Below are 12,861 nucleotides of genomic sequence, written 5' to 3'. Positions count from 1 at the left end.
AGTGATACCAGGACTGGCAGTCCTCAATTTTAAAAATGATTGATATTTAAAGTATAAAAAGACTGCCAGTCCTAACATACAAACCGAAATTGACTATATATTAAACTTTATGGCTCAGCTGATGATGCTTGTTCAAGCATGAATTGGTATAATTTATTTTTACTGACACCTGTAATTTGGCTGGCTAATTTGGCGGCTTTTTTCAAAGGTAATTCTTGTAATAAAATAGTTAATAATTGCTGTGTTTCAGCCTCAATTTCGGGCTGTATTTTATCATCAACCCCTTCGATGAGAATCACAAATTCACCTTTTTTATGTACGCTATCTGCTTGTAACCAAGCTAATATATCCGTTAATTGCCCTCGTTTTACTGTTTCAAATACTTTGCTTAATTCTTTGACTAATACCGCAGTGCGTTGTTCTCCAAAAACACTTATCATATCAATGATAGAATCTTCAATGCGATGCGGTGCTTCATAAAAAGCTAAAGTATATGGTTGTGAGATTAAAGACTGTAAAACTTGTTGTCGTGCATGTGATTTTGCTGGCAAAAAACCTTCAAACCGAAATTTATCAGCCCTTAAGCCACTCACAGATAACGCACAGATTAAGGAGCTGGCACCGGGAATGGGACTCACTGCAATACCTGCTTCATGGGCTAATTGCACTAAATAATGCCCCGGATCACTGATTAATGGAGTGCCTGCATCACTGACTAAAGCAATACTTTCACCTTGCTGTAAGCGTTTGATTAATTGCGGTGCAAGGTGTTTTTCGTTATGCTCATGTAAAGATTGTAGTGCAGTCGAGATGGCAAAATGATTTAATAGCACTTTAGTATGGCGCGTATCTTCAGCAGCAATCAAGTTAACTGTTTTCAAAATAGATTGAGCTCTAGAACTAAAATCTTGTAAATTTCCAATTGGCGTGGCAACCACATATAATATGCCTACGGCGGACACGGCATACTCCTTTAAAAACACTGAATAGGAATACTCATATTATCATGTTAACGCGGATACTGACTTTTTTATGTTTAATATTGGTTGTGGGATGTGTACAAATCCCATTAAAAAAAGAACAAGCTGAGCCTGATAAACCTGTACAGCCACCGCCAAACCCTACACGCCAAGCTGAAGCATTTGAATATCAAGCCAACTATACGGAAGCCGCGCGTGAGTATTTACGTTTAGCGTATAAAATCAACCCACCAACCCGTCAGGCTTACCAATTAGCAGCGATTCGAGCCTATTTAAAAGGCAATTATGTTGAAGAAGCTAAAGCAGAGTGGTCACGGTTTAATTTGCAACAAAGTTTCGGTTTACAAGTCCCTTTACAACTGGTGTATGCTCAATTTTCTATTGCAGATAAACGCATTGAGCAAGCCTTTAATTATTTAAAAGTCGTCGGCAATCCGCAGACCTTACCGCCCAAATTACAAATAGATTATTATGAAGTTTATTCTAAAATTTTAGAGCAACAACGTTATTATTTAGATGCTGCCAAACAACGTATTATTTTAGACAGATTATTACCTGAACAATCCATTGTTTTGACTCAAAATCAGCAAACTTTATGGGATAACTTGCAACGTCTTTCACCCACTGAATTAAATGCTGTGCCACAAACGGCTGGAGATGTATTAGCTGGCTGGACAAGTTTAGCTCGGATTGCAAAAACAGTACGGCCTAAAGCGGTACAACAAGTGATAACAAATTGGCAAACCCAATTCCCAAGCCATCCTGCTAGCCATACATTTGCCCCTAAATTAGTTCAATCAGTGCTTGCTTTACCGCCACAGCCTAAAGAAATCGCATTATTATTGCCATTAAGCAGTCGATTTAAAGTGCAAGCTGAAGTGATACGAGATGGCTTTTTAGCCGCTTATTATGAGGTGAATGCTGGAACAAAACCGAATGTTACTGTACATGATGTAGGAAAAGGCAATCCACAGGAAGTGTATAACAAAGTGGTATATGATGGAGCTGATTTTGTAGTAGGACCTTTGCAAAAAGACAATATCGCTAAAGTTTTACAGAATCAAACCAGTATGCCAGTACCCACATTGCTGTTAAATTATGCGCCACAAGCGGTCAATATACATAATTTATATCAATTTGGCTTATCACCAGAAAATGAAGCGCAGGAAGTTGCGGATAAAGCATGGGCAGATGGGCATCGAACTGCCTTAGTATTAGTGCCACAAAATAGTTGGGGTTCTCGTGTATTACAAGCATTTCAAGCTGCATGGCAACAACGTGGTGGCCATATTGTATTAACTCAGGGCTATACTCAAGATGTGTCTCAAGCCATTGATTTTATTTCAAATAATCCAGCATCAGCGGATATGGCATTTATTGCAGCATATCCAAAATTTGCTCGCTTAATTCAACCTTTCCTTAAACGCTATTATGCAGAAAATTTACCTATTTATAGTACTTCTCATTCATATGCAGGTTCACCTGATCCACAAATGGATATTGATTTAGAAGGTATTATTTTTGGGGATATGCCTTGGGTATTATCACCAAATGAGCAGGGTCGGCGTTTACAGCAAACATTAATAGAGTCATTTCCTGATAAATTATTACAATTTAAACGCTTATTTGCTTTAGGTATTGATGCTTATTCATTGATGAGCCATTTGCAGCATTTCAGCTTACAGCCTTATTCCTTATGGCAAGGGCAAACTGGGCAATTATTTGTTGATAATCAGCAACGTATTTGGCGTAAATTGATGTGGGCTTATTTCCAACAGGGCAAAGTACAATTATTAGACGGTTCAGATGCGTGGGATATTACTGCACCAACTCCTGATGAAATTAGAAAACTTGAACCTGAATTGACTACACCAGTAGGAATTTCTGTCAATCCAGATGATGCCACAAGCTTGCCTGTAGAAATCCCAGATACAATCCAGCCAGTGACGAATGAGACTATAAAAAGATTAAATAGTGAAAAACCTCAAGCAATTAACATTGAGGCTTTAAAGTCTGAAATGAAAAAGGAAATTGCGGCGAAGGTAAATAATGAGGTGAATATTGAAACACCTCCTGAGGCAAAAAATGTTGAGGCTCTGAGTTCTGAAGTTACAACAGCAGAGGAAGCCAATTCAGAGATAGAGCAAAAGGCTTTTAAAGTTAGATTGTTGCAACGGCCTGCAATTTCTGAATAATAGCTTTTAATGAAGAGTAAACATGTAGGATGGGATGGCATCGTATTTTCCAAAATAGATTGATATTGAATAATGTAGAACACGGTACGTGATGCTTTATTTATCTATTTTAATTTTTTTGGCGCACCATCCTACATGAATAAGTACTTTGCACAAATATTTAAGAATGAAAAAAAATAGCTATGGCAAACATTAGTAATCCTAATCATTATTTTGTTTGGGATTATTACGGCTATCAGCCCTCAATATTTATGATACTGTTTTTTAATAGAAATATTGATTCTCAAGTGTTTTAGTGACTATAACATGGGATTAGGATAGATTATGTCAGACAGTCATGAATGGGGTCGATGGGCAGAAGATGAAGCTTTGCACTATTTGACACAACATGGTTTGAATTTAATTCAGCGTAATTATCGTTGTCGCGCAGGTGAAATCGATTTAGTCATGAAGCACGAACAAACTTTAGTGTTTATTGAGGTGCGTTATCGGGCTCATTCCCGTTTTGGTTCAAGTGCCGAAAGTATTGACAGTCGAAAGCAACAGAAAATTTATAAAACAGCAGAACATTATATTCAGCATTGTCATGATTGTGAACAATTGGCTTGTCGATTTGATGCGATATTAATTTCTGGACGACCACCCAATTCAAAGATTGAATGGATTAAAAATGCGTTTCATGGGTGACAACGTATTACAGTTATCTCATTGAGCTCCTCCCCATTTTACATCACACCACTTTTTTTAAAATGTCTTACTATTCCAGCCCCATAAACTCGCTTGTCTATTGCTAAATTCAATATAAATACGTGCAGGTGGAATGTTCAATACTTGCTCAATCAACTGACATAAAATTGTAGAAAACTGCGTTGTTTTCTGTTCAGGTAAACCCAAGCTTTTCAATTCTAAATAAGCGGTTGGCTCTGAATTTCCTGCAAAAGACATTGCCGTATTAGGGTGTAAAGCAACCATCACATAAATTTCTGGTTTACCCAACATTTCTGCCACTGCTTTTGAAGCTTGGGTTATCAGTGCAGTTTGCTGCTCCGACTCCAACTCGATATTCGTTTGAATTAATAAATAAGGCATTATTATTCCTGCTCAACCTCATATTCTGCTGACTCTTCAGTTTCTTCTTCAACAGGGACATTCTGACAAAATTCATTAATAAAACCTTGTGCCGTCGCAATTTCTTTTTCACGTTCTTCTATGCTCATTGGCTTCATTTCAGCCATTTCTTCATCAGTTTCGTTACCTGTGGCTAATGAAACTAATTCTTGATTAGAAGTGAGCGTGGTTAAATTTTGCCGTGACTGTTTACAATTTTGTGCTCTGGCCTCTTTTAGTGCTTGTAGAGGGTCTGTATTCTCTGTTTGTTCAGCATCTTTGAGCTCAGGTTTGGGTTTTGGTGTTTTAAGCACCCGTTCTTCTGCTCCAATATAGCTAGGCGGAGGGGTTTGAGTGTAGTGAGTTGTTCCTTCATCATCAACCCACTGATACATTTTACCTGCATAAACTGTTGTTGAAAATAATAGGAAAAATAAAATGAGATAACGCATTATTTGCCTCCTAATTTTGTGACGCAAATAGATAAAGAAAGCTCCCAAACAGTATTGTCTGGGAGTTAAGAGATATTTTACTGTGAAGGTAAAGCAATACATCCAGAATGATCTAAACCAGTAAATGGATTAGCCACTGGACATGTTTCATTATCAACATCAGCTTTACTACACGTTGCGATAAAGTTAGCGATACTAATGGCTTCTGAACCTGCAACTTCAGTTCGTGCGCTGATTTCAGCTTGTACCCATGTTGCATAGCTAACGGCATAGACAACTTTAAAGTCTGCATAACCACTTGCAATACCTTCACCTTCACCTGTAACAATGGTTAAAGCATCCAGTGTCAAGACATTACCAGGGTCTAGTCGACCATTCGAATTAAGGTCTTCACCTGAATCCAAAATACCATTTTTATTCACATCTTCATTTGGACATACACTGAGACCTGTTGAAAATAGAGTAGGGTAAATGCTCAATGTCACCGTAGCACCATCGACAGGCGTGCCATTTGAATCTGTTACAGAAACAGTCTCTAAGGTTTCATAACGACGGCCATCTTCATCTATGAGTGTATTACCTGAACCAATCTTCACGAATAAGCTGCGCTGAGCCACTGTCAATGCAACGGTTTTTGGAGTGACGCTATCTTCTACAATCGTTGCGGTAATTTCTACCCCATTGGCTGCACTGGATGTTGTACCTGCAATATAAGTAATTCTCGCTTGACCCGCGCTGTCAGTCACAACCCGAGATTGGCTTAAGCTACCACCCGTAATATCATTTAGTGAAAAGTCGACTGATTTGTTTTTCACTAGATTATTATTGATATCACGTACAGTTGCAATGATTTCACTTTGTTCTGTACTACTACCCGCAGTATTAGCATTCACAACAGGACGTGTTGCTTGTAGTGAAATGCTATTTGCGGTGGTTGCAACAAACTCAACTGTAATAGAAGCACTTGGCCCTGCATCAGCAAAGGCAGTAATAACCGCGTCACCTACACTGTCAGAAGTAATTTTGAAGCTCACTTCACCATTTGCATCCAAAATACCATCTGATGGAATCAAACTATTAATTGAACCTCGTGTAGTAGAAATGGTGACATGTTCCCCTGTTTTTGGCAGGCTGCCTTGCAACCAACGTATAGTAAAAGTTTGACTACTAGAGCTACTCGTGGTGTCAGTGCCTGTATCGCAATTAGGATCAGATGTATTCACGCAAGGTAGGCCAGAACCATCACCATTTGAACTACTATTATTACCAATGGCAATTTCAATGACTCCAGTACTAGACACAGTACCATTGTAAGTTAAGGTAAAGTTTTCATTAGAAATCGTCAGTTGATGTGTTGCACTCACTGTTGTTTCAGTTGCATCTTCTTTGATTTTTTCAACCTTAATGGTATCAGTACCAATTTTAGTTGGGTCAGGTGTCACTGTCACCGTTGCTTGTCCATTGCCATCGGTAACCACTTGAGTTGCAGACAAACTATGACCCAGTTGTGAGCTAACAGTCAATGATTTATTGGCAATCCGATTACCTGCTGAATCACGTAATGAAATGGTTAATACCGTATCATTTTGAGTGGCATCAGCTGGGTCTAAAACAATTGAGCTACGTCCTTCAATAGTGATTTCAGTTCCTATCACACCAATTTGTAGTGGTATTGCAGTTGCCGTTTCACTGCTTGCAGTTACAGTAATTGTTCTATTGTTGGAATTACCAATAGTGGTTAAGCGTGCATAGGCTTGCCCTGTCCCATCGGTTTTACCATCTGAATCGCCTATTCCATATTCAACTGTACCTGCATTAGAGGTTCGGGTAACAAGTTGAATATCACCAGAATCAACTACAAAGCTAACACTTTTACCAACCAAGATATTATTGTTTTCATCTTTAACCCGTGCACTAATAATAATGCCGTCAGTCTTACCTTCTGAGTCTAAGGTTTGACTATCTGTAAATAGTGCTAGGCTAGCAACAGGCACTTGAGTATTAGCCGCATTTTCAAATGTCAACGATACGGAATTACTGGTAATACTTCTATTGGCAGCCGTTGCCCGAACTTCAACTAAGCCTGCATCGGTGCTAGAGATAGAAGAAGAGAATGTACCACTTGCTCCTGTATTACCACTGGCAGCTTCTTGAAAAATACCTGCGCCAGATACAATTTCAAAAATTATATTCACATTTTCCATTGGTACGCCATTTGAGTCTTTAGCCGATACAATTAAGCTAATAGGATCATTAACTGCCGCAGTGGTTGCTGTGGTATTGAGAACTAAGCTTGCAGGCGGTGTTGCTTGGGCTGTTTCAATAAATGTAACGGTTTGAGCTGTGCTTTGTTTTGTTGAACTACCACCTGTTGTGACTGCAGTAATTGTAACGGAAGCTGCAATAGCACTGCTTAAAGTGGTACGCCATTCACCTAAACCATTAGTTACACCGTCAGCTGGGTCTAATGCAGGATTGTTACTGATTAACTCAACACTAGCTCCAACAACAGCTTGACCTTTTTCGTCTAGGACTTTTGCAACTAAAATTACTTGAGCCGTATCATCTGCTGGTTGATTGTTGTTTTCAATCGTTAACTCAATCGTAGCAGGTACTGCATCTTGATTCGACGCATTAAATGTCACAGCTAAAGTCTCACTACGCAGACTGCTGGCTGTATCTGGTGCTTGAGCTGTAACTGAGACGACACCAATTTCAATTGAGCTGACTTCAGTTGTGAAAATACCATCGTCACCCGTCACTCCTCTCAAACTACTAAAAGAGACTGGGAAATCTGCTGAAGTAATCAACTCAATAGTGACATTCGGTACAGGCGTACCTTGATCGTCTAAGGCAGAAACTTGAATTGTAACCAAATCTTGCCCATTGGCTAATTGTTCATTATCGCTAAATTGGCTAATCACAAGCTTAGTCACATCACTACTGTTTGATGCAGATGTAAACTGTAAATCCAAGTTCTCAGATACATTGATATCTTGTACTTGTGCTGTAATACCTAATGTCCCAACTTGATTTGAGGTAATTTGGGTAGTAAACACTCCATTGTCATCCGTTGTACCTGTCGATGGAGTCGCACGCGCGGTATTATCGCCTAAAATCATATTAATCGGTACATTAGCCACAGTCACACCATCGCTGTCTCTTGCAATCACATCAACACTAATCGTACTTATACCATCAGCAATTGCACTGCTTGGTGTAGAAACTAAAGTAAGTTGAGTGGCTTGAATCGGCTCAATAAAATTGAGAGCAATGGTGTTTTGAGCTGTTGCGCCAGACACATTGCCTTCGCTATCCACTCCTTGAGCTGTTGCAAAAATAACAACTGTACCGACTTGCGTATTCGTTATTTTAAAAGCAGCACTTCCTGCAACTCCCGTTTTGTCTCTCGCTTTATCAAACAGAGCAGTATCAACAGCTGTGCCTGCCGACGCTGATAATGCAATTTGAGCACCTTCCATTGGAATTCTATTACTATCTAATACAACTGCTGTCAGTGTAATTTCACTTTTACCATCAGCTAATTGTGAAAGTGACGTTGCAATCAAATTAATTGCAGCAGGTGGTGTTGCAGGTGTCACTGTAGAACCATTTGAACCTGTTTGATTGGTAAAGGTTAAAATGACAGGGGCACTGCTTGTGCTTTCAACAACTGCACGTATGCTAAATGACTCAACATTGCTATTGGTTACTGTCGCAAAAAACCGTCCATCAGCATAAGTACGACCATTGTTATCTACGGAAATAACGGGACTACCTCTGTATTCAAAAGAAACTGTAACATTATCTAATGGTTGACTATCTGAGGCTAATGCTTGACCTGATAATGTAATACTAGACTGTCCATCTGCAATCGTTTCAGTTGAAGTGGCTGTTAAAGTAACAGTTGATGCAGTCGATGCAGTTGATGTAAAAATAACCGCCTGACCTTCACTGGTTAATTCAGTGTCATTTACAACCGCAACTGCTTCTAAATCTAAAACTTCTTTTGTGCTATTGGTAATTAATACAGTTAAGCCTTGCTCACCCGTATTACCTGACACATAAAGCGTTCCAACCGTTTCTGCACCAGACACACGCATAACTGATGTTGCTGTACCACCGCGTAATTTAACTGGGATATTGGGTACAACATTACCTAAGCTATCACGAGCAACAATAACTACTTGCACTGTATCTGCACCATTGGCTAAGGCACTGCTATCTGTAATTTCAATATCTAACTGAGTAGGTGCTTCTCCACCACCTGAGGCAATAAATTCAATGACGACGGCATTAGAACTAGAACCCCCTGCAATTGCGGTAATGGATACAGATTCAGGTACAGAATCACTGATTTCGGTTAAGAACTGTCCATTTGCATCCGTGCTACCAATTGAGGTGGTTGCCACTGCAAATGAGTTTTTGGGGAAGGCTAAGGCAACGGGCAAACCTTCAACTGGAACACCATCTAAATCACGAGCTAAAACCAATAACTTTGCGGTTGTTGTACCATTGGCTGGAATCAATCCTTGTGTTAACACGGTTGCTGTTACCACCACGTTAGAATCTTGTGCTGTTGTACCAAAGTTTAATGTAATTGGGTCTGCGGCAATACCACCAACGATAGGTGTTACTTCAGTTGTTTGAGTCACATAGTTAGTAATATTAGTTGTAAATTGACCGCTTTCATTCGTAGAACCCACAGAAGGCGTAGCAACGGCAAAGGAATCTGTTGGGAAAGACAATGAAACAGGCAAACCAGATAAAGCAACCCCGTCAGAACTGCGGGCTAAAACAATGACTTTCGCAGGTGTTTCACCATCGGCTGGAATAATCCCCTGAGTGACTAAGGTCGCGCTCACAACAGCTGTAGATTGAGCAGCTTTAGTAAAGTTTAATTTAATTGTATTACCACGACCGCCACCTGCATAAGGAATCACTGAAACCGCTTGTTCCACTGCATTAGAAATATTGGCTCTAAATTGGCCATTTGCATCGGTTACAAACGCAGTATCTGAACTGGCTGTTGCTTGAGAGTCAGGTGAATAACTTAAGCTAATTCCTAAACCTGAAATAGGTGATAAAAACGCGTCACGGGCTGATACTAATATTTGTGCGCTACTTGAACCGTCTGCAGGAATCTGTGTATTGTTATTAGCAATTTCAGCAACCACAGAGCCACCAAAGTATAAATAATCACTACCACCACCTTCATAATTTACCCGACCTTGTACAGTTAATAATACAGTGCCATTACCAGGATGTGCCACAGTAAAAGACACTTGGCCACGTTGGTCTGATTCAATATCTAAGGAACTTTTACCATTTTCTAAAAAATAGGCATCATCTGTCACACTGACTCGTAAAGGTACATTATTTTCAGTAACAAGCTGGGTAATATCTGTAAATGTATTACCCGCAGCATCTGTAACCGTTGCATCTGGGTTAGCTTCAAAAACAGTCACAGTAACTATACTACTACCCGCTGTAGGGATAACCTGTGCGGAACTAATGAAAAAAGTAACATCGGTTGTGTCTGTCGTCGGATTAGTTGGGTTAGTCGGATTAGTACCCGGATCAGACAATAGGCTACTGGTTTCACCACCTGAACCACCACCACAAGCAGCTAATATGCTCAGCATCATCGCCAATGCCAGCCACTTAAAAACCTTTTTTGCTAACATCCAAGTTCCCTCATAAAAAATAAAAATTATGCCTACGTTGGCAAAATACTATCGGTTACGACGCTAAGCGTCAAAGTGGGCTAGCATATAAAAAGATAGCCCAGTTTTTTTTAATAGAAACGCTGATCAAAAGCTAATTATGTTGATTCTTTAAGAATTTTAGGGGTCACAAAAATCAATAATTCAGATTTGGTATCTGAACGGCTACGACGTTTAAATAAATTACCTAAGAATGGAATGCTACTCAAGAATGGCACACGTTCAAGCGAGTTGGTTGAATTTTGTTCATAGACCCCGCCTAATACAACCGTTTCACCATTATCAACAAGCACTTGAGTTTGAACTTGACGTTTACTAATTGGTGGTTCACCCCCACCTACTGCGGGTAAAAAGTCATCTTTACTCACAGATAGCTCCATAATAACCCGATCATCAGGTGTAATTTGCGGGGTGACTTCTAATTTAAGGTAAGCATCTTTAAACTGTACTTGGGCAATTGCACCAATACCTGCTGTTGCTTGGTAAGAACGTTGTTGACCCTGATAAATCGTTGCGGTTTTTTGATTTGCAGTAATTACCCGAGGGCTTGCGACGATTTCACCACGTCCTTCTTGTTGTAGTGCAGACAACTCCAAATTCAGTAAATAGCTACCAATTTTACCAATAGCCAAACCTAAGGCTGCAGTGTTACCACTACCTAGAGTTTCAGGCAAACTGACAATAAAATTTTCACCGTCGCCTGCTCCTAGAGTATTATCACTGGTAAAGGCTGTACCATTAGAAAACTGAGTATTACCTGCAACTTTACCACCTATAACAATACCATCGCCATTGCCTAAGTCTTGATTAGCACTGTAACCAAACCGAACCCCAAGTGCTTTACTAAAGGTATCCTCGGCAATCACCACCCTGGATTCAATTAAAACTTGGCGCACTGGTGTATCAAGGGCAGCCAATAATTCTCTAATTTCTGCTAAGCGTTCCGAAGTATCTTGCAAAATAAGGGTATTGGTTCTTTCATCTATTGAAACATTGCCCCGCTCAGATAAAAAAGAATGAGAACTTTCACCACCACTCTTGCTTTTTAATAATCCTTCGAAATCTTCAGCTTTAGCATAATTAATTTGCATATATTCAGTGCGCAATGGCTCTAATTTCTTAATTTGTTGCTCTGCTTCTAACTCATCTTTTTCACGCTTAGCAATCAATTCTTTTCTATCAACCATCACTACATTGCCTACTTTTTTCATGCCTAAGCCATTCGCCTCTAAAATAATATCTAGGGCTTGATCCCAAGGCACATTTTTAAGCCGCAATGTGACATCCCCTTGTACTTGTTCACTGGCAACTAAGTTAAGATTCACTCCCGGTAATTCTGTTAGCAGTAGCAAAGCGGCTCGAACATCAATTTTTTGGAAACTAAAAGTGACTTTTTGTCCTGTATAGTTCGGTTCTGTTTTTTGTTTTTCTGCTCTTTCCTCTGGAGTCAATTCTTTAATCTCAATCACATAAGTGTTTTCAGTTTGGTAAGCTAAATGCTCATATTCACCTGTTACTGCAATTTTAACTCGTACATTTCCACCTCGTTTAAGTGTGTCAATATAAGTAACTGGGGTCGCAAAATCGATGACATCCAGACGGCGATCCAGTTTTTCTGGTAATTCAGCCTCTAAAAAATCAATAATAATCTCCCCCCCTTCCTCACGCATATCAACGACAATATTGGGATTTGAAAGTGTAATCATGACTAAACCTGATTGGCTTTCAGAGCGGCGAAAATCTATTTTTGAAATATGCGGCTCTCTTGGGGTATAAGCTCGTTGAGTTGGAACTGAGTTGCTGCTAGGTTTAAACGTATTTTGAGGAGTAATACTAGGAGGGATATTATGGCGTGGAGCGACATAGCTATCGACTGCAACCACATCATCAAATTGATTAATAGGCGGTGCTGTTGGCAAGCTGGCTTTTACAATAGGGTCGTCAGAGCCACCACCGGCTAATTGATTTACTTGCCCTGAAAAATTATCTGAGGTAATTGATACTTTATTGCCATAAACTTTAATGTCATAAGGTACAGAACTGACTAAATTTAATACAACGCGGGCTCTATCAGGTGTCTCAACTGCATTAATACCTTGCACCGCCCCGACCCCAATAACTTGAAAGCGTTTTTTTAAATTTAAACTTACACCTAGAAAATCTAATACAATTTTTGATGGATTATCTGTTGTAAAACTCAGCGGTTCTGGAGCTGTACCTGAAAATATTAAATTAACTTGGACTTTATTACCGGGCAAACTAGAGTGACTAATTTTATCCAATTGTACGGCGTAAGCCATTGTATTGAAAATTAAATTAGCAATAAGTAAGTAGAATAGGTATAAAGTATATTTTTTTAGCTTCATGACAGCAGCTCTCATTCTTTTTTAGATAGCAGAAT

The 12,861-nt window shown here is 39.4% G+C and carries 7 protein-coding genes; 2 read left to right on the top strand and 5 right to left on the bottom strand.

Translation table 11 applies throughout. The annotated features are described in order from the left end of the window. Nucleotides 1-107 precede the first annotated feature (107 nt). Nucleotides 108-962: a 16S rRNA (cytidine(1402)-2'-O)-methyltransferase gene (gene rsmI, locus ABXH34_RS02290; protein ID WP_353570238.1), complete on the bottom strand. Its 855-nt coding sequence runs from the start codon at nucleotides 960-962 to the stop codon at nucleotides 108-110. Nucleotides 963-1,006: 44 nt separating this feature from the next. Between rsmI and ABXH34_RS02285 the strand changes: the two genes are divergently transcribed. Together ABXH34_RS02285 and ABXH34_RS02280 are read left to right on the top strand one after the other, a co-directional pair. Continuing rightward, nucleotides 1,007-3,175: a penicillin-binding protein activator gene (locus ABXH34_RS02285; RefSeq protein ID WP_353570237.1), complete on the top strand. Its 2,169-nt coding sequence runs from the start codon at nucleotides 1,007-1,009 to the stop codon at nucleotides 3,173-3,175. Between the two features lie 324 nt (nucleotides 3,176-3,499). Continuing rightward, nucleotides 3,500-3,862: a YraN family protein gene (locus ABXH34_RS02280; RefSeq protein ID WP_353570236.1), complete on the top strand. Its 363-nt coding sequence runs from the start codon at nucleotides 3,500-3,502 to the stop codon at nucleotides 3,860-3,862. A 57-nt stretch (nucleotides 3,863-3,919) separates the two neighbouring features. Here ABXH34_RS02280 and ABXH34_RS02275 read toward each other — a convergent pair whose 3' ends face one another. The 4 genes from ABXH34_RS02275 to ABXH34_RS02260 all read right to left on the bottom strand — a co-directional run bounded on the left by ABXH34_RS02275 (nucleotide 3,920) and on the right by ABXH34_RS02260 (nucleotide 12,826). After that, a complete protein-coding gene (locus ABXH34_RS02275; RefSeq protein WP_353570235.1) occupies nucleotides 3,920-4,264 on the bottom strand; it encodes a phenylpyruvate tautomerase MIF-related protein in 345 nt (114 codons plus the stop codon). A 2-nt stretch (nucleotides 4,265-4,266) separates the two neighbouring features. Next, a complete protein-coding gene (locus ABXH34_RS02270; protein ID WP_353570234.1) occupies nucleotides 4,267-4,734 on the bottom strand; it encodes a DUF4124 domain-containing protein in 468 nt (155 codons plus the stop codon). A 77-nt stretch (nucleotides 4,735-4,811) separates the two neighbouring features. After that, nucleotides 4,812-10,421, bottom strand: a complete 5,610-nt coding sequence (locus ABXH34_RS02265) for a beta strand repeat-containing protein (RefSeq protein WP_353570233.1) — start codon at nucleotides 10,419-10,421, stop codon at nucleotides 4,812-4,814. A gap of 137 nt (nucleotides 10,422-10,558) precedes the next feature. Further along, the gene (locus ABXH34_RS02260) at nucleotides 10,559-12,826 is read right to left on the bottom strand and encodes a type IV pilus secretin PilQ (protein WP_353570232.1); all 2,268 of its coding nucleotides are present in this window, start codon (nucleotides 12,824-12,826) and stop codon (nucleotides 10,559-10,561) included. Nucleotides 12,827-12,861 lie beyond the last annotated feature (35 nt).

This window comes from Candidatus Albibeggiatoa sp. nov. BB20 (assembly GCA_016744725.1).
Lineage (GTDB): Bacteria > Pseudomonadota > Gammaproteobacteria > Beggiatoales > Beggiatoaceae > Albibeggiatoa.
The sequence above is the reverse complement of the archived record's forward strand: the minus strand, read 5'-3'. Positions and strand labels throughout refer to the sequence as shown.

Coding starts and splice junctions, on each gene's coding strand:
- ABXH34_RS02285 (WP_353570237.1), top strand. CDS start 1,007: ATGTTAACGCGGATACTGACTTTTTTATGTTTAATATTGGTTGTGGGA.
- ABXH34_RS02280 (WP_353570236.1), top strand. CDS start 3,500: ATGTCAGACAGTCATGAATGGGGTCGATGGGCAGAAGATGAAGCTTTG.
- ABXH34_RS02275 (WP_353570235.1), bottom strand. CDS start 4,264: ATGCCTTATTTATTAATTCAAACGAATATCGAGTTGGAGTCGGAGCAG.
- ABXH34_RS02270 (WP_353570234.1), bottom strand. CDS start 4,734: ATGCGTTATCTCATTTTATTTTTCCTATTATTTTCAACAACAGTTTAT.
- ABXH34_RS02265 (WP_353570233.1), bottom strand. CDS start 10,421: ATGTTAGCAAAAAAGGTTTTTAAGTGGCTGGCATTGGCGATGATGCTG.
- ABXH34_RS02260 (WP_353570232.1), bottom strand. CDS start 12,826: ATGAAGCTAAAAAAATATACTTTATACCTATTCTACTTACTTATTGCT.